Below are 18,937 nucleotides of genomic sequence, written 5' to 3'. Positions count from 1 at the left end.
CTTAAGGATGACCCTATGTCTCGTAAATATAGGCACAACTTCACTACCACTAAGCGCTATAAACGAGTTACTATTCCGTTCTTGTTTTCAACCATGACATAAAATCGTCAATAAACACCCGAGTTTTCAGTGGCAACAGACGATTCGGTAAGGTGATAGCATAGGTTGTCATCGGTATTGTATTCTCAATACGCCATTCTGGCAGCACGCGTTTTAGGCGACCGTTCAGTAGATAACTATCAGTAATAAACGTCGGAATCAGCGCTATACCTATGCCCTGCAATATAGCATCAATCATTGCATCACTGCTATTGATCACCAATCGAGGAGTGAGTAGTACGCTTTCCATTTGATCATTTAGCCAGAAACGCCACTCACCACGAAACTGCGGATCATTAGGAAAGAAAATATTGTGTTGACTAAGATGATTAGGAGTCTCCGGCAACGATTGATCATATTCTTGAGCGCAGACTAATGTGTAATCAATTGGCATCAGCGCGCGTGCCACCATATTGACCGGCGGGGCATCCGTAACACGTAAAGCAAGGTCATAGGTGTCATGCATTAGATTCACCACCCGATCAGAGAGATTCAACTCGATATTAATCTCAGAATAGCGACGTAAAAAACTAGGGAGAAACGGGGTAAGCAGAATTTTCCCCAAAGTATTTGGAGCTGTAATACGCAGTAATCCTTTTGGCTTATCACTGTAACTGTCAGCCTGTGAAAATAGTGTATTCGTAGCGGCAATGACAGTTAACGCCTGATGAAATATTTCCTGCCCAGCTTCGGTGATCGCCAGCGTACGGGTGGTACGGGTAAACAGGATCAGATTCAGGCGTTTCTCTAAACGGTCGATCATTCTGCTGACGGAGGATGGTGTCATGGATAGAGCACGCCCGGCAGATGAAAAACTACCTTTTTCAACAACTTGAACAAAAAGTATCAAGCTCGGGAGGACTTCCGTTAACTCATTTATGTTCTTCACGCATAGCTCTTTTGCTTATCAATTCTCTAGTCAAACTATCACTGAATAGTATGATGTTCAACAAAGGGCTACACACCTAAAAAATTCATTTTTTTAATTAGTTAATAGGCTATCCATGTTTGAAAAATCCGTATTAAACCGTATTAAGCAGCATGATGTATTAAATGTTGGAGTTAGTTTAGGATTTAAAGGATTTTCACAGCGTGACACGACCCGTAACTGTTGGGAGGGATTTGATATAGACCTCGCAAGCGCGGTGGCAATAGCGGTGCTCGGTGACAGCGGCAAAATTCATTTTATCCCACTGCAATCGGCAGATCGCTTTAATGCATTACGTGATGGCGTGATTGATCTGGGAACGTTTAACTCAAGTGTTACCTTCCAGCGCGAAGCCGAGTTTGGTGTCAGCTTTGTTCATCCAATGCTGTTTGATGGTGAAGTGCTGATGACCTCACGCAACAACATGACGGAAACCACACCGCGGGCTCAGTTTACGCGCCAGCGTCGCATTGCCGCAATGCGGGGTTCAACCACTGAAGAGAACCTCACTCGTTATTTTGCAACACTGAATTTGTCCTGTGAAATCATTTTGTTTAATTCACCACAGCAGGCGCGTCAATCTTACCAAGCTGGAGAGTGCGATATCTATTGTCTTGACAGTTACCTTTTGGCTGGTGAGCACGTGCAATTGACGAATAGAGAGCAGCACCTGATTCTGGATGACCGCATCTCACTGGAAGCAATGGCCCCTGCCACCAATGCGCAGGATCCACAGTGGCATACTGCTGTACGCTGGGTAATGCGTGCGTTAATTGAGGCTGAAAACCTTGGCCTCAATAGCATTAATATCCATGAAAAGAGCGATAACCCTACAGGTTACCTGCGTACATTCCTATACCCAGACGCGGCTCTCTGTCAGAATTTGGGCCTGCAACCGAGTTTCATTCGAGATATTATTCGTCAGATCGGAAATTATGGTGATATTTTTGAACGACATTTGGGTAAACACTCCTCATTAAAACAACCTCGACGGGATAATAAGCCATGGGCGAAAGGAGGTATGCTCTGGTCACCACTATTTATCTAAGACTATTCTCTTGTGTTTTTTAACTATTATAAAATTTTAAAGGTAGTATTATGGATAAAGTATCACCTGTAGAAATAAAAAAAATGGAATTAACTGGCTTATCTAAACCTGACTTTGGTTACTTAGAGTCAATAGACGGAAAAATTAATTTTCCTATTGTGAGGGATATTATCCTCAATGGGCATTGCAATGGGAATATACTTTATATTATTCGTAATCATGCTAGAAAGGAAGTGTGTCGCCACGTGGCTGATAAGTTTAATCGTGTGGTGATGGAGAATGGTGGAAATCGTCCACATGATGGTTTCGTGTTGACTAATCAGGTAGGTGCTACACAATTTTCTCGTAATGGTGAGCAGTACATTCGAGAGGTCAACTCTGTAAATCAAAATGTTGCCGATCTGATGGCGGTGACAGATGAATATGGCAACGAATCTCTGTTTCTCAATCGTACACTGGAAGCTGGCTTTTTAGAGCAAGGTATCCACTTTGGCCCGGCGCGTTTTAAAAATGGTTATGCTTGCTTCGCTACATTCCGCCGTTGGTTGGATAATGGCGTGATGTCCTTGATGCCGCACGAAGATATGGCTCAGATTGATTTTGCTCGTGAGGATGATTTTGAGATAGCCAACACCCAAACAGTTACGGCTTATAATGTATGCCTCGAGGCAGCTAAAGACGGTGGCCAACTGAAAATCTGGAACCTGATTCCAGATGACGAATGTCGTGAACGCTTAGGTGTTGTCCGTACTGGCTATCCTTACCCACCACATCTATTGGAGGGCATTGAGTCAATGTCAGTGCAACTTAACGCAGGAGACATTTACTTTATGAATGCCTGCCATCTACACGGTGTTAGTAGCGTAAGTGAAGGGAGTCGACTTACTGCAGGGCGCTTTATTGGAAAATTGAACGACCGCAAAGTTGTTTACTGGACCTAGTCCAGCTATTTAAATCCTGAAGAGTTTTTTATTCTTGTTTAAAACTGGAAGCATGGATTATGGAATATGCAGAGCAACTTTCCAGCAATGGCTACGCCTTTATTCCTGGTGAGTATTATAAGTCTATTAAAGATATGCGGTTTGAAGATAAAGACTTTTTTATAAATGAGTTGGAAATATTTAAGAAAGGCTACGATACCTTAACACTTGATCCTTATTCCCCTGGGAGTCGCTGGCGGGGTTATGCCCAATGTCAGCGTAATGATGAGGGGCAATTACTGTTCGGGAAATTTACTCCATACAAGCAAACAAAAGCATATAACCCTGATACCGGCGATATTGTTCGCGACTACCCGCTATTGTCAGAAAATATCACCAGAAATCGACTATTGCAAACTCTGCTAATAGAGGATTTCCGCCTAATAGAAGCTTACGGGCGCATCGGGCCGTTGGAAAATCTGAGCATTGGTATTCATCTTTTCCGTTATCAGGCAGAAATCGGCGCGCCAGCTTATAGCTCCCCTGTATGGTTACATAAAGACGATGAGGATGTAGTGTTTGTTCACATGATTAACGCTTCACCGAACATGCTGGGCGGAGACAACCTGATTGCCAGCCACCCACGCTGTATCGAACGTGTACTACGCCTTGAACATCTTTTTGACACATTGGTGGTAAATCACGACAAATTTCACGCTGTCACCCCTGTTGGGGCGCGTGAGAACAGCGGCGTGGCGCAGCGCGATATAATACTGATTACCTTCCAGAATAATGAAGGGAGTGATATATGCACAGTCTGACACACAAAGCCTTCATTACTGGTGCATCCAGTGGTATTGGCCGCGCACTGGTTAGCGCATTCCTAGCTGAAGGGTATCAAGTTGTTGGCATTGACCGCTCACCTTCAGTCTTTGAAGAAAAGGAGTCATCCTATCAGCACCATCAATTAGATATTACCGACTCACCACGCCTAGCTGCTCTCTTTGAAATGGCAGAATATGGGAATACTAATAACGTGCTGATCAACTGCGCTGGCACCCGTGAGATCTGCCATATTGCCGATTTAACTTTGGAGCAGTGGGAAAAGGTATTTGCCCTGAACGTCACCGCGAGTTTCGTTGCTGGTCGCGCTTTTTGCCAACAACTAGTGCACCTGCAATGTCCCGGCAATATGGTCAACATGGCTTCAGTTTCTGGGTTGATGGGCGAACCTGACCGTACCGCCTATGTGTCATCGAAGCATGCCGTAATTGGACTCACCAAACAGTTAGCGCTGGAGTATGGGAAACACCATATCAGGGTCAACGCCATTGCACCCGGAGTAATTCGCACGCCACTCACAGAACCCTATTACCACAATCCAACACAATTAGAGAAAATCCAACGTGGGCAGTTTCTACCTGTTCTGGGAGAGACATGTGATGTCGCTGATGCAGCTCTCTATCTCACCTCACGGCAAGCACGCTTTGTCACCGGCTCTACGCTGGTGATCGATGGCGGTTGGACATTAGGTAAAGATCTTTAATCATACGAGCCACACTATAATACCGGAGATAATATATGGAAAATCGTTACATTTTAATTTTAGGGGGTGAGTTTGCACTGCGCGAACGAGTACTAGCAGGAGCACTGCGAGCCTCAGGTGGAATGCGTGTATTAACGATGGCTAAAAATCGTACCACAGCTACCATTAAGTTCTTCGACGATTATTTACCGGGCGATGTAGCGGATGAACAGGCGGTATTGGAAGCTGTCAAAGCCTACGAACAAAAAACTGGCTCTACCCCAGCAGCAGCAATCCCGATGAACGACTTCACTGTGCGTGCCGCCAGCCTAGTAACTGAATACTATGGTCTGGCAGGCAACAGTCGTGAAACTATTCATAGATGCCGTGATAAATTTGTGATGAAGCAATTGTTGCAAAAAGCCGGATTACCAGTGCCACGCTTTGCCGCTTTCAGTACCCTAGAGGAACTGAAAATTTGCATCAAAGAAATTGGTCTGCCCGTGGTGATCAAACCGCGTGAAATGGCAGGTAGTTTGGGTGTACTGAAAATTACCCGCGAAGAGGAAATAGAGCCGAGCTTTTTCCGTAGTGTTGCCGACGTAATTTCACTAAACGGCGAGTCTCACGCGCCGGAAGATTTGTTCCAGGTAGAGGAGTATATCCCTGCATGGCAGGAAGTCAGTGTCGAAGTGATCAACCAAGGTGATTATCATCGCGCTATTGCCGTCACTGACAAGTATCTCGGAGATGAGCCGCACTTCGTTGAGATAGGCCATAGTATTCCTTCGGTGCACTCAGACAATGTGCAATTACGTAACATTGCCGAACGTGCTTGTGCTGCATTAGGCATCCATTATGGTGTGGCACATTTTGAAGCCCGCCTCACCCCAACCGGCGAGATTAAGATCATTGAAGTCGGTGCCCGTACTGGTGGCGATACTATTATGGACCTTGTAGAACGCAGCTATGGCATAAACCCTTATGAGCTTCACATACATAGCCACTTGGAAACTCTGAAGCCGCTACCAGAGACTTTGATGCCAAAAGGCTTGAGCGCGGTGGCTTTTATCAAAGCACCGCTTGGGGTGATTGAGAAAGTGACGCTACCCACCAATCTGCCTGATTATATTGTTAACATGCAGGTAACTGCAAAACCTCTAGATGTGTCGAAAAAGTTGGAGTCATGGAAAACCCGTGAAGGGTCAGTAGAGTTTTTCTGGCCGAATCGCAAGCCCCAAGAGGGTTTCAGTGAACATCTGCAAACTGCAGATGAGTACGCAGTTTCATTGTTTACACTGCGTCAGGCTTGATTCCAGAACTAAATACTACCGCACAGGCTACTCCTGAAACAGGATTGAGAGGGTTTCATGAACGATGACAACTTTGGTTTAAAACGTTTCGTCTTTTCCCGCTTTGTGGGAGCACTGTGCGATCAGTTTTTGCTCTTTGCTGTTCCACTGGCGATTCTGAAAGCCACTGGCTCACTCACACTTTCTTCGTTGGCTTTTGTCATTGAGTGGCTACCCCGTATCATCTTTTTCCCATTATCTGGCTTTATGGCGGACCGCATTAAACCGCGTTTTATATTCTTCAACGTGGATGCAGGGCGTGCAGTGCTGATGGTGGTTGCCTTTTTGACATTGTACTGGTATCCAAAGGCCACTTTTCCAGTACTGGCGGCTATGATGGCATTGCTATCAGTTGCGTACGTGCTCAACTTTGTTGCCACTGATGCGCTGATGCCGCGTCATCTCTCGGCCGAAGCACTGCCTAAAGCCAACTCGATGCTGCAAGGCGTTGATCAGATAACCATGGTACTGGGCCCAGCAATAGCAGTAGCGATTTCGGCTTACGGTGGTATTGACAGCATCCTGGTCGTGGCAGCAGTGTTGTTTGCCATTTCTGCAATTAACTATCTTTTCCTAGAAACACACGATCTGAACGTCACCGAAAAGATAGGATTTAGCACCCTCATAGAGTCTAATCGTACTGCGCTCGAAGTATTGAAGAAAAATAAAATCCTGCTGCATCTCTGTGCGTTAACCTGGGTGGTGAACCTTGTGTATGGTGCGGCACTGGTGGTCAGTGCAGCCGTGATTTTAAAGGAGTTTAACCTGCCAGATCGTTACTTCGGCATGTTGCAGACCACTGCGGCAATCGTGAGCATTGTTATGTTCTTCTTTGTACCGCGATTTGCCAGTCGCTTTGGTCTGTCATCGTTAGGAACCTTCTCCTTCTGTGCCATGATCCTAGCTGGTGCGGTTATGTCCATGTCTGTAGATTACACCATGTACCTGATCGGATATGCGGTGTTGATGGCTTTTGACGGATCGTTCAGTGTTTACCTGCGCACGGTGCGCAGCCAAGTGATCCCTAAGGAGCATTTGGGTAAAACCATGGGGTTGATTGGCCTAATGAACATGAGTTCAGTACCAGCAAGTGGTGCATTGGTATCACTACTCTCTGGCAGTTTTATGCCACTACAAATCATCGCCATCATTTTAGTTGCGGCGCTAATACTAGGCCTAACGTTAATTATATTGGGGCGTCGCGCTTTTGGTTACAGTAGTTGGCTCCCGCCAGTTATCACTGCTGATGTTTCAAATTAATTCTCTTATGGCAGGGTGTGCCCTGCCGTTTTTACATAAGTGCTTTGATTGCGTGGGACTTGGAGCGACATAGCGCAGCATATAAGACTTTCCTTTCGCCGAATATTTCCTGATATCTGAATCAAGATTAAACTTGGCTCATGCAATCACTTTTGCTCAGTCAATGTATCGAGATAATCCGCCCATTTTTGCAGCCAAACCTTACACTCAGCCTCGTAGCGGTAAAGATCGTAAGTGCCTTCGATACCCTTGCGGGAATGGCCTAAAACAGCTTCTGCGACTTCACTGGGGCACCCAAGACGTGCCAAGCCAGTGCGCACGGTTCGGCGTAGGTCGTGCGGTGTCCAAAGCGGAATATCGATCATCTTGCCTTTTTTACGTAACTTGCTGGCAAAAAGACTTAACGAAGATTGCTGAACAGGTCTATGAGTTAATCGTGAAGGGAAAACAAATTGCTCTTTTTCTGTGTAAAGCGATTGGAGAAACTGACCTGCTTGCTGCGATAACTGCACATGGCGCTCACTCTCACTTTTGGTTTCACGTAAGTGAACTGTACCCTTATCAAAATTAACATCCTTCCATGCCATATTACATATTTCCCCAGTACGGCATCCTGTCCACAATGTTAGCCGTAAGATATTCTTGGCATTTGCTGGATAAGCCGAACTAGGTAACCAATAAAGCATTTGCGCTAATTCGTTTTCGGATAAAACACGCTTACCCGGCGTAGAAGTGAGCCTCATTTTTGTCTGTGCAAGACTAGCTTTCGCCAGCAGCGCTGGGTTAGCAAAATTGTCGTCTAGCTTCCCAAGACCGAGAGCAAACTCGTAAGCGGCACAAAGTTCACGCAATACATTACCCGCCAATGTGTTTGCCCCACGTTCAACAGCCACCATAACGAGAGCAATAACATCCTTTCGGGTAATATCAAGAGCAGCACGGTCACCGATCTTATCAACAATATCACGAGTCATCATACGTCGGCACATGTACTGTCCTCCAACTTTCCGCGCTCCTTGAATAATTTTTCCGTCTTTCCCTTTGCGATCTTCAATGCGTTGAGTGAGGTACAGTTCCACCAAATCTCGAACGGTAAAGACCGCTTGCTGTTTTTCTAACTCAGCCTGCTGCTTTTGTTGTTTTTCAACTTTTAGTTCACTGGCAGGACAGCGACCTTCATTCTTTACCTGCTTAAGCGCTTGTAGCTCAGCGCGAGCCTGTGCCAGAGAGATGTTAGGGAAGTGACCGATCTTAACTTGGGTGAGTTTGTGAGTAAGGGGACTGGTGTAGCGGTAGAAGAAAGTTTTAATGCCGGTAGCGCCACAAGTGAGCCGCAATCCCCGGTTTTCACCAGTATCAGCTTTGTCTTTGTCACCGGGTTTCATTGCTTCAATGGCTTTGGTTGAGAGTGGCTTTTTCTCTGTTTTTTCCACCTGACTGGCTCCATGCATGGTCACTGCTGTATGACACACATTATACCATAGACAAGCTTGCAAACTACATTTTGACCTACAATAAAATGTAGGATTCAGTGGTTTTCAGTGGGATTTGATGAGACATCAAGAAACACCAAACCCCGTAAAATAAACTTATAAATCAATTAAATAAGGATAACGCCTTATTGCTTTCATTACAAAAAATCATATTGGAAACAATAATTAGCCATTATTCCACCCTCTCAAACATAAGATCCCAAACGCCATGTCCCAGACGCTGGCCACGTAATTCAAACTTCGTTACCGGGCGTGATTCTGGGCGCGGCACGTAATCATTGCTCTCGGAAAGATTACGATATCCTGCACTGCCGTTCATCACTTCCAGCATGTGTTCCGCATAGGGTTGCCAGTCGGTGGCCATATGGAACACGCCACCCACTTTTAATTTACTCAGCACCAGTTCAACAAATGGCGTCTGTACGATGCGGCGTTTGTTGTGGCGCGCTTTGTGCCACGGATCCGGGAAGAACAGCTGCACCATGTCCAGTGAAGCATCCGGGATCATGTTCTGTAGCACTTCTACCGCGTCATGGCACATGATCCGCAGGTTGCTCAATTCGGCTTCGTGGGCGTCCGCCAGGCAGGCACCAACGCCCGGCGAATGGACTTCAATCCCCAAGAAGTTCTGCTGCGGGTTATGGCCCGCCATGGTCACCAGCGAGGCCCCCATGCCAAAACCGATCTCCAGCACGGTTGGCGCTTCGCGCCCGAACAGGGTGGAGATATCAACAGGTTCAGCCTGATATTCCACGCCCATCACCGGCCAATAGTGGTCCAACGCATACTGCTGGCCTTTGGTCAGCCGCCCCTGGCGGCGAACAAAACTGCGAATACGGCGCATCGCGCGGCCGTTCTCATCAAATTCTGGAGAGATGACGTCATTAATCATAGTGCTTTCTGTCTGTTTGGCTGCCAGTTAGGGAAACGCGCATTATGCAAAGATACCCTGGTTTAGCAAGCATTCATCCTGTGCGGCTAAGGAAAGTTACGGTTTACAGCACTCTCACACTATGCTGGAATCGCGCATCAAATATCAGCCGAAGAGCGAAACCCGCTAATGATGCAAGCGCAACAGTTCTCGCACGTGGTGCTTGACTGGTACCAGCGCTATGGCCGCAAAACGCTGCCGTGGCAAATCGATAAAACGCCTTATCAAGTATGGCTCTCTGAGGTAATGTTGCAACAAACTCAGGTTGCCACCGTTATTCCTTATTTTCAGCGATTTATGGCACGTTTTCCGAACGTGCGCGCACTCGCCGAAGCGCCGCTGGATGAAGTATTGCATCTGTGGACCGGGCTGGGTTACTACGCCCGCGCCAGAAACCTGCACAAAGCGGCTCAGACTATTGTCGCACAGCACTGCGGTGAGTTCCCGACAACCTTTGCAGAAATCGTCGATCTGCCCGGTGTAGGCCGCTCAACCGCCGGTGCGATTCTATCTCTGGCGCTGGGGCAACATTACCCGATCCTCGACGGCAACGTAAAACGCGTGCTGGCCCGCTGCTACGCCATTGAAGGCTGGCCGGGCAAAAAAGAGGTGGAAAACCGCCTCTGGCAGATCAGTGAAGAGGTAACACCCGCGCAAGGCGTGGGCCAGTTCAACCAGGCGATGATGGATCTGGGAGCAATGGTCTGCACCCGCTCCAAACCGAAATGCGATTTATGCCCACTCAATACCGGCTGCATCGCCAACGGCAACAGCAGTTGGGCCAAGTATCCGGGCAAAAAGCCCAAACAGACATTGCCGGAAAAAACCGCCTACTTTTTATTACTGCAACACGGCGACGGCGTTTGGCTGGAGCAGCGTCCCGGCAGCGGGCTGTGGGGCGGCCTGTTCTGTTTCCCACAGTTCAGTACCCGCATCGACTTGGAGTTCTGGCTGCAACAACGCGGCCTGAAGGGTAACCACCTGGAGCAACTGACCGCTTTCCGCCACACCTTCAGCCATTTCCACTTGGATATTGTGCCTATGTGGCTGAATATCGACAAAGCCACCAGCGCCATGGATGAGGGTGCCGGTCTCTGGTATAACTTAGCGCAGCCGCCATCGGTCGGGTTGGCCGCCCCGGTCGAACGCCTGTTGCAACAACTGGCGAAGCAGCCACCGATCCAACAAGGTTTATTTGGCAACAGCGCCATTGACGAGGAATTAGCATGAGCAGAACCATTTTTTGTACCTTCCTACAGCGCGATGCCGAAGGGCAGGACTTTCAGCTCTATCCAGGTGACGTCGGCAAGCGTATTTTCAACGAGATCTCCAAAGAGGCCTGGGGCGAATGGATGAAAAAGCAGACCATGCTGATCAACGAGAAAAAACTCAACATGATGAACCTTGATGACCGCAAACTGCTGGAGGCAGAGATGATCCGTTTTCTGTTCGAAGGGCATGACGTTCATATCGAAGGTTACACACCGCCAAGCGAATAATATTTTCCGGGCCAGGCCCTGGCCCTTTTGATCTCGTAGACGGCTTTAAAATGAAGAAAATTTTAGCTTTGCTAGTCATAGCGCCTTTGCTGATCTCCTGTTCCGGCCAAAAAAGTGAAGAAGTCAGCGAGGCCTTGGTCAAAGATACCAACGGCTTCGAAATTCTGATGGGTCAGTTTGCCCACAACATTGAGAATATCTGGGGCCTGAAAGAGGTCTTGATCGCTGGGCCAAAAGATTACGTTAAATATACCGATCAATATCAGACCCGTAGCCACATCAACTTTGATTCGGGCACCATCACGGTCGAAACCATTGCCACTACCGATCCTGCCAGCCATCTGCGCCAGGCGATTATCAGCACCTTGCTGATGGGTGACGATCCGGGGTCTATCGACCTTTATTCCGACGTCAACGATATCCAGATCAGTAAAGAGCCGTTCCTGTACGGCCAGGTGCTGGATAACAACGGTCAACCGATCCGCTGGGAATGGCGTGCGGCGCATTTCGCCGATTACCTGCTGCAAACCCGCCTGCAAAAGCGTACCTCCGGCCTGCATGTGATTACCTCGGTCACCATCCAACTGGTGCCTAACCACCTGGATAAACGCGCGCATAAATACCTGCCGATGGTACGTAAAGCCTCTGAGAAGTACGGGATTGAAGAATCGCTGATCCTGGCTATCATGCAGACCGAATCCAGCTTTAACCCGTACGCGGTGAGCGGTTCCGATGCGCTGGGCCTGATGCAAGTGGTGCAACATACCGCCGGTAAAGACGTGTTCCAGATGAAAGGTAAATGGGGCACACCAAGCCGCAGCTATCTATTTGATCCAGAAAATAATATCGATACCGGTACCGCGTATCTGGCCATTCTGCAGAACAACTATCTGGGCGGAATTCAGAACCCGACCTCACGTCGCTATGCGGTAATCACCGCTTACAACGGCGGTGCAGGCAGTGTACTGCGGGTGTTCCACAGCGACAAAGCTAAGGCGGTGACGATTATCAACGGCATGCAGCCGGGTGATATTTATCAAACGCTGACCACCAAGCATCCAGCGAGTGAATCGCGCCGCTATCTGGTGAAGGTGAATAACGCGCAGAAGAGTTATCGCCGTAAATAACCTGGTACCATAAACCATCAGGGCCGATGCGTAATCTCATCGGCCCTGCTGTTTTACTGCTTGATCATATAGCCGAAAATGCGCTTCCAGCCGTGATCTTTCTTCTCGATATACACGCCCTGCAACTCAGGAGAAAAACCCGGTAAGCGGTTGATGCCCTCTTCCAGCGCCAAGAAATAGCGCTGAACCGCCCCGCCCCACACTTCCCCCGGCACCACACACAGCACACCCGGTGGATACGGCAACGCACCTTCCGCCGCAATACGCCCTTCCGCCTGGCCGATAGGCACCAGTTCGACGTTGTCGCGGATAAACTCCACGTTGGCATCCTGCGGGTTCATCACCACCGGCGGGAAGTGATCCTGACGGAACATCTCTTTTTGCAGTTGCTTCACGTCGAAGCTGACGTACAGATCGTGCATCTCCTGGCACAATTGCCGGATGGTATAACCTCGGTAACGCTGCTCGTTCTTGCGGTACACCGTCGGCAAAACCTCGCTCAACGGCGCATCCTGCTCAATGTAGCGCTCGAACTGCACCAGCATATCCACCAGGTTATCCATCTTGGCCGGGTTTTCCGCCGGGGTCAGCAGGAACAGGATCGAGTTAAGATCGCACTTTTCCGGCACAATGCCGTTCTCACGCAGGAAGTTGGCCAGAATGGTGGCCGGTACGCCGAACTCGGTGTATTGCCCCGTTGCAGCATCAATGCCCGGCGTGGTCAGCAGCAATTTGCAAGGATCCACCAGATACTGATCCTGCTCATAGCCCTCAAATCCGTGCCATTTCTCGCCCGGCACAAAGTTAAAGAAACGCGCATCGTTAGCGATAAGATCAGTCTCGTAATCCTGCCAGTCTTTGCCAGCCACCTGCTGCGGAATAAAGGGTTTCAACTGCGTACAGCGTGCCAGCAACTGTTTGCGCGTTTCAATCCCCAGCTTGACGCACTCCATCCACATGCGGCGGCCAGCGGCCCCGGCGTGCATTTTTGCGTTAACGTCCAGCGCAGCAAACAGCGGGTAGAACGGGCTGGTCGACGCATGCAACATAAACGCATTGTTGAGATGCTTGTGATTGCAGTGGCGTTTTTGGCCTTTAATATGATCGTCTTTCTTATGGATCTGCGAAGTCTGCGAGAACCCGGCCTGCTGTTTATGTACTGACTGAGTGACAAAAATGCCGGGATCGAGCTCATCCAACTCCAGCAGCAGCGGCGAGCACTCTTTCAGCATCGGGATAAACCCTTCGTAACCCACCCAGGCAGAATCAAACAGGATGTAATCGCACAGGTGGCCGATGGTGTCGATCACCTGGCGGGCGTTATAGATCGTGCCGTCATAGGTGCCAAGCTGGATGATCGCCAGACGGAAAGGCCGTGCCGTATTGGCTTTTTCTGGCGCGATGTCACGGATTTGCTCACGCAGGTAGCGCTCATCAAAACAGCGGGAGTCGATCCCGCCAATAAAGCCAAACGGGTTGCGCGCGGTTTCCAGATACACCGGCGTCGCTCCGGCCTGGATCAACGCACCGTGATGGTTAGATTTATGGTTGTTACGATCGAACAGCACCAGATCGCCGCGCGTCAGCAGCGCGTTGGTCACCACTTTATTGGCCGCCGAGGTGCCGTTCAGGACAAAGTAGGTTTTGTCGGCATTGAACACTTTGGCAGCATGCTTTTGTGCATCTTTCGCCGAGCCTTCGTGGATTAGCAGATCGCCAAGCTTCACATCGGCATTGCACATGTCAGAGCGGAAAATCTTCTCACCATAGAATTCAAAAAACTTGCGCCCTGCCGGATGCTTACGGAAGAACTCACCACCTTGGTGTCCTGGGCAAGCGAAGGTCGAATTTTCCATTTCCACATAGGTTTTCAGCGTTTTGAAAAACGGTGGCAGGAGCGCCTGTTCGTAAGCATCAGCGGCAGCTTCCAACTGTGCCATATAAAACGCTTTGGTTGCCGCAGCAAGCGCAAACACGCCGCTAATCAACGGCAGGTAATCCGGGGAAAGATGTTCATCCCCTTCCACAGCAACAAACGTCGGGATGCCAAAACCGGTCGTCTTAAGCGTTTCGAGAATGCCGGCATTCACGTCCTCAACGGACACCACAGCCGCCGCCACATCGGTATAGTCGGTTTGTTCCACGCGGACAATCTGGCGCAGGGTTTCGATGCTGGCAACCAGGCTGGCACTTGTTGCTATTTTCAATTCTTTCATAGTGCTGACTCTCAAACGGTTAAGGATGAGGGTGTGCCGTAGGGCACATAATGAGATAACCAAGGTTATCCCGGCAAAGTGATGCACGGTGTTGCAGCATGAGGCGCAAGCAGGGTCGGCTGATGCGGATCAACATCAGGCAGCTATCGAGGGCTGGGATCGGCAGCGACCGATAGACATCAGTAAAATCAGAGCATTAGCTCTATTTTTAATAATGCCTAACAGCGAGCATAAGGTGGCCTTACCGCATAGTGTGCAGCGGCAATCGCGGGAGTATTATTCGGGAATAACGACGGCGGGATAACAGCATCATCAGATGTCTGGCGCACAGCAATGCTTGAATAACGAAACCAGTCATGCCTGTAACCCTCTGATTTTGATGAACGTGATCACCATTGTGCGATAGATGGACAGCAAAATTCGCGCAATGATTGCACGTTTTTTTATGAGGTTCAAGTAACTATTACGAGGTTCATCCTGGGATGGAATTAATGGTAACACATTGTAATTTAATACAATAAAAATAAAACCCTGAAAACAGGATTATATAAATACACGATTTTATTGCATATCTATTTGTCTCATGTCGACATAATGCCTCCACGGACTGAATGAAAATAGAGCAACCGATCGGGTTTGTGACAGAAAGCGATTGACGAGATACGGACAAATACGGTTTAATGCGCCCCGTTGCCCGGATAGCTCAGTCGGTAGAGCAGGGGATTGAAAATCCCCGTGTCCTTGGTTCGATTCCGAGTCCGGGCACCATCAAATTCAGAAGCGCTTGTCATTCATTCAGGATGAAAAAATGACGGGTTCGAAAGCGAGTCACCGTTAACACGCTGTAGTTCCACCACGTAGCCCTACTACTTGGATGCGATTGTTAAATAAAGGCTCCTGAAAAGCCCACTTGTTCGCACAAGTGGGCTTTTTTGTTTACATCTTTTATAGTTTTCGCCTTCAAATGTCAAATGGTGTCAAGAAGATACGATTACCGCTTGAATTCTTGCTCCAGAATATCCCGCAAGCTGTCCACATCCTCATCAATATACTCCAACGTAGAACGTAAACTGGAATGCCCCAGCAGGCGCTTGACGGCCTGGATATTGCGATCCAGTGATTTCATTAGATTAGTCGCCACCGTGTGCCGAAAACGGTGTGGGCTGACAACAAACCGGCACTCCCTGGAGATGCGACGGAAAAAAGTCCGTATGGGGTAGATACCCATCCGCTCAAGTCCCTCTTCGCTCCGCAGCACCTTGCGTCTCAGGTCAAAACGGTTAACGTTAAAAAGCTGTTCATCGGGTTCGATCCCTGCCTCCTGTGAGCGCATCACCAGCTCTTCCAGTCGGGGCAGCAGCTGTGATGTGATAGGGACACAAAATTCCCGATGGTTCTTTGAACCGGCAGCAATCACATCTATCCAGCGTTCTTCCAGATTGACATCGCACAGACGCACATGCAGCAGTTGATTCTGACGCATCCCGGTATAACTTAAGGTGTCCAGTACAGCCAACCAAAACCAAACCGGGTAGCAAGCATTGGCACGGCCCCCCAGCGCATGGGATTGCGCAAACAAATGTTCCCTTTCCCGGTGTTGTTCCATAGTGATCAGGGTAGCCACTATACCAGCCATAAGTTCCGCCAGCTGCTGTGGCGCTATCGGATAACACAGAGCGTAAGCCGCAAAGGCAACTGCTGGGCTAACAGCCCGATGGAGCGGTTCTTCCGCAGTCTGAAGAGTGAATGGGTATCGACGACAGGCTACGGGGATCTGGCAGAAGCACAATCATCCATAATCCGCTACATCACGGGTTACTACAGCGTTCTTCGCCCCCACGGGTATAACGGCGGCTTAACGCCAAATGAATCTGAGCGACTGTTCTACGAACAGTCAGGTCATGTGGCCAAAATTAGTTGACCACTACACTCTCGTCAGGCACCCGTATAGCCTCAGCATTAGAGGTCCATTACAGCGGCGAGTTTACCTGTGTGATCCACGATACCCTGGCGATTACCGTGACGATATTCAGCTCCAAATTATCGGCGGACTGTGTACAAATGAGAGACAGGCTGGAAGTGCTCGACCTTGAGCACCAAACAGCCATGCTGGTGATTCAGGTAAAACAGTTGGCCTGGTCGCGGATAAGCACAGCCAGTTGCCTGATTGTGCTTATCCGAATAACGGGGATTTTTACCTCATCATCAGGTTCCCGTCTGACAGACAAGTGGACGTTTCTTTCTTACGATAACTTTGGCAGCCCCATAAAATACGCTGGCGACAACCAAAGAGTTGAGTGCCGGAATGCCTGCTTCTACCAAAAAACCCACCGCTGCCCCCATTGCACAGGCGGCAATGGCCGTCCAACCGATTGCAGGCGTACTTTCAGAACCGGGAAGTTGCCCCGAAGCGCGGGACTCATCCAATGCCTTGCGGTAGGTTCGGATAACAAAGTATTCAACCAGCATGATGCCCACGATAGGGGGAAATACAATGCCCATCAGTTCCAGGAACCCAATAAAGCGGTCCAGAATGCCAAGGATCGACAACGTTGTCCCTATGGTGCCAATCACCAACGTCGTAAAGATATAGTTTATTTTGATGCCAAAAACAGACTCAATTGCATTCGCCAGGCCTAATGAAGAGCAGTAGAGATTCAGGTCATTGATCCGCAGGGTTGAAAATATCGCAATGGTTAACCCGACCCCTCCGGCCGCCATCGACATAATCGACACCACATCAGATACATTTAATGCTCGAGCAAGGGCAATGGCCAATCCGTTGAGGACGAATTCTCCCGCGAAAATAGTGAGTACCGTCATCCCCAGTACCTGTTTCCTGTTACTGACATACCGAGCGATATCCGGTGTTTGTAACGCGGCAAGAATATAGGCACCAATGATGATGGTGATGGCGCCGCCAATGCTGATAACCTCGCCCCCCGGCTTGCTTTGTAACAGTGCGGAGATATCCTGATTTGACAAGGCGAGCCAGGAGACATAACAAATGCCCACGATAAACACCGGTACACCGATTCGGGCAATAAAACGCAGTGCTTTGAAACCGATAGCCACCAAAATGGTCAGCCCGATACCCACAATCGCCACGGACGTGTTAAAACCCAAACGGTGGCCCATGGCAAAATCCAGTGATTTGCCGAAGATAGCGGTCTGAACGCCGAACCATCCCATCAGGCTGATGGCTATCATAATGCCAATGAACGCGGAGCCAATGCGACCAAAACCGCACCATCGGGAAAGTAGACTACATGACATCCCTTCCCGCATCCCTGCCAGCCCCATGCCGTACGTAATAAGGCCACAGATGACGCTGGCAATACCAATAGCAATATAGGCATCAAGCACCGACATACCGTGCCCCAGAGCCGCTCCCAGCATAAACTGGTCAAGTGCGGTGAGCATCCCTGCGTGAACCAGGGCTACCCCCCAAAATGGCAACCGTTTATTCAGTGGTACACGTTTCAGTGCATATTCATCGCGTTGATTTCCTTCCGACATAACTTCATCATCCTTAAATGTACTTGGTGCCCCTGAAAACAAACTCTTCGGGTAAATAACAGTCCAGACCGGTATTGGTCGAATACTCCAGAAATTGACCGAGCGATGAGACACCGGCTTTTTGATAGATGGCGGCAATATGATTTTGAATGGTTCTTTCAGCCAGAGATAAACGTTTGGCTATCTGTTTGGCGGAGTTTTTATTAATGAGGAAAAAAACGATACGAAGTTCTGCCGAGGTGAAAATATCGGTGGGGGGGATGCTGCTGACAAATCTACCCTGTTTGTTGTCCACATACTCAAGTGGCGTAAACAGTTTGAAGGGTACCGAACTCCATACTGTCCCAATGACGTTGTCCTCAAGATAGACCGGATGCTTATCACAGACATAGGGCGTCAAATTGCTTTCACCGTACCAATGATAGGTTTCGATAATAGAAATAGACTGCTGCTTATCAATCACTTTTTCATCCTGGGCCTGGTACTGGTCGGCAAACTCACTCCAGCCTACCGGGATCTCCGCGTCATGTCGGCCAGCAATATCAAATCCCTTAGGTATCGTGTTGTAACGCAGTGCAGCTTCATTCATATAAACATTCAAAAAGCTGTCATCCCTGATTGCCCAAGGGGTATCAATCATTTCTAATAAAGGTATTAGATCTTCCAAACCCTGCTTCACATGGTATGCCATGACTCGCCCTCAAGTTTTTCATCCAGATAGTTAAGACATCATAAAGTAAAAGTCTTTTCAGAGTTATGAGTATTTTTTACTCATGTTAACTTTAAAAAGAAAGAATAGACTAAATTTATATCGTTATTTCGAGGGTTATCAACCCTCATGTGCAGTGGGGAAACAGAGAATCAATCTATATCAAAATTAGATTATTCTTTTGCTTTTATATTTCTTTCTTATTATAAAAAAACACCAGGGAAAATTTTACCAAAAAGTACACGTTATATGAGTTAAGTAAGTCTGCCAGTTACCCGGATAGGCTCCCCCGGAATTGTGGAGCATAGTAC

Annotated in this window: 16 protein-coding genes, 1 tRNA gene and 1 pseudogene; 11 read left to right on the top strand and 7 right to left on the bottom strand. The window is 48.5% G+C overall.

The genetic code is table 11. The features are described from left to right. Positions 1 to 70: 70 nt before the first annotated feature. A complete protein-coding gene (locus AC2A1E_RS20945; RefSeq protein WP_484385368.1) occupies positions 71 to 988 on the bottom strand; it encodes a LysR family transcriptional regulator in 918 nt (305 codons plus the stop codon). 115 nt (positions 989 to 1,103) lie between these two features. Between AC2A1E_RS20945 and AC2A1E_RS20940 the strand changes: the two genes are divergently transcribed. From AC2A1E_RS20940 to AC2A1E_RS20915, 6 genes are read left to right on the top strand one after another with little or no spacing between them, the layout of a single operon-like run. Beyond that, positions 1,104 to 2,075: an amino acid ABC transporter substrate-binding protein gene (locus tag AC2A1E_RS20940; RefSeq protein ID WP_484385367.1), complete on the top strand. Its 972-nt coding sequence runs from the start codon at positions 1,104 to 1,106 to the stop codon at positions 2,073 to 2,075. Between the two features lie 50 nt (positions 2,076 to 2,125). Next, positions 2,126 to 3,016, top strand: coding sequence for an L-isoleucine 3(1)-dioxygenase (gene hilA / locus AC2A1E_RS20935; protein ID WP_484385366.1), 891 nt, complete (start codon positions 2,126 to 2,128; stop codon positions 3,014 to 3,016). A gap of 59 nt (positions 3,017 to 3,075) precedes the next feature. Further along, a complete protein-coding gene (gene hilB / locus AC2A1E_RS20930; protein WP_484385365.1) occupies positions 3,076 to 3,816 on the top strand; it encodes a 3(1)-hydroxy-L-isoleucine 4-dioxygenase HilB in 741 nt (246 codons plus the stop codon). Continuing rightward, positions 3,804 to 4,541, top strand: coding sequence for an SDR family NAD(P)-dependent oxidoreductase (locus AC2A1E_RS20925; RefSeq protein ID WP_484385364.1), 738 nt, complete (start codon positions 3,804 to 3,806; stop codon positions 4,539 to 4,541). The genes hilB and AC2A1E_RS20925 overlap by 13 nt, the downstream gene beginning before the upstream one ends. Before the next feature lie 35 nt (positions 4,542 to 4,576). Beyond that, positions 4,577 to 5,833: an ATP-grasp domain-containing protein gene (locus AC2A1E_RS20920; RefSeq protein WP_484385363.1), complete on the top strand. Its 1,257-nt coding sequence runs from the start codon at positions 4,577 to 4,579 to the stop codon at positions 5,831 to 5,833. Positions 5,834 to 5,890: 57 nt separating this feature from the next. Then, positions 5,891 to 7,132 carry an MFS transporter gene (locus tag AC2A1E_RS20915; RefSeq protein ID WP_484385362.1) on the top strand — a complete coding sequence of 414 codons (1,242 nt, stop codon included), beginning with the start codon at positions 5,891 to 5,893 and terminating at the stop codon, positions 7,130 to 7,132. Between the two features lie 146 nt (positions 7,133 to 7,278). Here AC2A1E_RS20915 and AC2A1E_RS20910 read toward each other — a convergent pair whose 3' ends face one another. Further along, on the bottom strand, positions 7,279 to 8,583 hold the full coding sequence (locus AC2A1E_RS20910) for a tyrosine-type recombinase/integrase (RefSeq protein WP_484385361.1): 1,305 nt from the start codon (positions 8,581 to 8,583) through the stop codon (positions 7,279 to 7,281). A gap of 214 nt (positions 8,584 to 8,797) precedes the next feature. Beyond that, on the bottom strand, positions 8,798 to 9,517 hold the full coding sequence (gene trmB, locus AC2A1E_RS20905; RefSeq protein WP_459399920.1) for a tRNA (guanosine(46)-N7)-methyltransferase TrmB: 720 nt from the start codon (positions 9,515 to 9,517) through the stop codon (positions 8,798 to 8,800). A 168-nt stretch (positions 9,518 to 9,685) separates the two neighbouring features. Between trmB and mutY the strand changes: the two genes are divergently transcribed. From mutY to mltC, 3 genes are read left to right on the top strand one after another with little or no spacing between them, the layout of a single operon-like run. Further along, positions 9,686 to 10,786 carry an A/G-specific adenine glycosylase gene (mutY, locus tag AC2A1E_RS20900; protein ID WP_484385360.1) on the top strand — a complete coding sequence of 367 codons (1,101 nt, stop codon included), beginning with the start codon at positions 9,686 to 9,688 and terminating at the stop codon, positions 10,784 to 10,786. Further along, entirely contained in the window at positions 10,783 to 11,055 is a 273-nt protein-coding gene (locus AC2A1E_RS20895; protein ID WP_459399922.1) for an oxidative damage protection protein, read from the top strand. The genes mutY and AC2A1E_RS20895 overlap by 4 nt, the downstream gene beginning before the upstream one ends. Positions 11,056 to 11,105: 50 nt before the next feature. After that, entirely contained in the window at positions 11,106 to 12,182 is a 1,077-nt protein-coding gene (gene mltC, locus AC2A1E_RS20890) for a membrane-bound lytic murein transglycosylase MltC (RefSeq protein ID WP_484385359.1), read from the top strand. A 53-nt stretch (positions 12,183 to 12,235) separates the two neighbouring features. Here the strand turns inward: mltC and speF are convergent, their stop codons facing one another. Further along, on the bottom strand, positions 12,236 to 14,398 hold the full coding sequence (gene speF / locus AC2A1E_RS20885) for an ornithine decarboxylase SpeF (protein ID WP_484385358.1): 2,163 nt from the start codon (positions 14,396 to 14,398) through the stop codon (positions 12,236 to 12,238). Positions 14,399 to 15,090: 692 nt separating this feature from the next. Here speF and AC2A1E_RS20880 point away from each other — a divergent pair. Then, positions 15,091 to 15,166 (top strand) — tRNA-Phe (locus tag AC2A1E_RS20880). Positions 15,167 to 15,389: 223 nt separating this feature from the next. On the opposite strand, the gene AC2A1E_RS20875 is transcribed toward AC2A1E_RS20880, so the two are convergent. Further along, positions 15,390 to 16,004 (bottom strand): site-specific integrase, encoded by a 615-nt coding sequence (locus AC2A1E_RS20875; protein WP_484385357.1) that lies wholly within the window; start codon positions 16,002 to 16,004, stop codon positions 15,390 to 15,392. On the opposite strand from AC2A1E_RS20875, the pseudogene AC2A1E_RS20870 reads away from it, so the two are divergent. Next, positions 15,984 to 16,319 (top strand): annotated as a pseudogene (locus tag AC2A1E_RS20870) (integrase core domain-containing protein); the annotation flags it as partial. The gene AC2A1E_RS20875 and the pseudogene AC2A1E_RS20870 sit on opposite strands and share 21 nt — an antisense overlap. Positions 16,320 to 16,603: 284 nt before the next feature. Here AC2A1E_RS20870 and AC2A1E_RS20865 read toward each other — a convergent pair. Both AC2A1E_RS20865 and AC2A1E_RS20860 read right to left on the bottom strand, forming a co-directional pair. Beyond that, positions 16,604 to 17,917: a purine-cytosine permease family protein gene (locus tag AC2A1E_RS20865; RefSeq protein ID WP_484385356.1), complete on the bottom strand. Its 1,314-nt coding sequence runs from the start codon at positions 17,915 to 17,917 to the stop codon at positions 16,604 to 16,606. A gap of 13 nt (positions 17,918 to 17,930) precedes the next feature. Continuing rightward, the gene (locus tag AC2A1E_RS20860; RefSeq protein ID WP_484385355.1) at positions 17,931 to 18,608 is read right to left on the bottom strand and encodes a helix-turn-helix transcriptional regulator; all 678 of its coding nucleotides are present in this window, start codon (positions 18,606 to 18,608) and stop codon (positions 17,931 to 17,933) included. Positions 18,609 to 18,937 lie beyond the last annotated feature (329 nt).

It is taken from the genome of Serratia sp. HNCC26DJ206 (assembly GCF_057180605.1).
The sequence above is the reverse complement of the archived record's forward strand: the minus strand, read 5'-3'. Positions and strand labels throughout refer to the sequence as shown.

Excerpts from the sequence above, each read along its gene's own strand:
- AC2A1E_RS20915 (WP_484385362.1), top strand. The coding sequence starts at position 5,891 with ATGAACGATGACAACTTTGGTTTAAAACGTTTCGTCTTTTCCCGCTTT.
- speF (WP_484385358.1), bottom strand. The coding sequence starts at position 14,398 with ATGAAAGAATTGAAAATAGCAACAAGTGCCAGCCTGGTTGCCAGCATC.
- AC2A1E_RS20860 (WP_484385355.1), bottom strand. The coding sequence starts at position 18,608 with ATGGCATACCATGTGAAGCAGGGTTTGGAAGATCTAATACCTTTATTA.
- AC2A1E_RS20865 (WP_484385356.1), bottom strand. The coding sequence starts at position 17,917 with ATGTCGGAAGGAAATCAACGCGATGAATATGCACTGAAACGTGTACCA.
- hilB (WP_484385365.1), top strand. The coding sequence starts at position 3,076 with ATGGAATATGCAGAGCAACTTTCCAGCAATGGCTACGCCTTTATTCCT.
- mltC (WP_484385359.1), top strand. The coding sequence starts at position 11,106 with ATGAAGAAAATTTTAGCTTTGCTAGTCATAGCGCCTTTGCTGATCTCC.
- AC2A1E_RS20920 (WP_484385363.1), top strand. The coding sequence starts at position 4,577 with ATGGAAAATCGTTACATTTTAATTTTAGGGGGTGAGTTTGCACTGCGC.
- AC2A1E_RS20910 (WP_484385361.1), bottom strand. The coding sequence starts at position 8,583 with ATGCATGGAGCCAGTCAGGTGGAAAAAACAGAGAAAAAGCCACTCTCA.
- hilA (WP_484385366.1), top strand. The coding sequence starts at position 2,126 with ATGGATAAAGTATCACCTGTAGAAATAAAAAAAATGGAATTAACTGGC.
- trmB (WP_459399920.1), bottom strand. The coding sequence starts at position 9,517 with ATGATTAATGACGTCATCTCTCCAGAATTTGATGAGAACGGCCGCGCG.
- AC2A1E_RS20925 (WP_484385364.1), top strand. The coding sequence starts at position 3,804 with ATGCACAGTCTGACACACAAAGCCTTCATTACTGGTGCATCCAGTGGT.
- mutY (WP_484385360.1), top strand. The coding sequence starts at position 9,686 with ATGATGCAAGCGCAACAGTTCTCGCACGTGGTGCTTGACTGGTACCAG.
- AC2A1E_RS20940 (WP_484385367.1), top strand. The coding sequence starts at position 1,104 with ATGTTTGAAAAATCCGTATTAAACCGTATTAAGCAGCATGATGTATTA.
- AC2A1E_RS20875 (WP_484385357.1), bottom strand. The coding sequence starts at position 16,004 with ATGGAACAACACCGGGAAAGGGAACATTTGTTTGCGCAATCCCATGCG.
- AC2A1E_RS20895 (WP_459399922.1), top strand. The coding sequence starts at position 10,783 with ATGAGCAGAACCATTTTTTGTACCTTCCTACAGCGCGATGCCGAAGGG.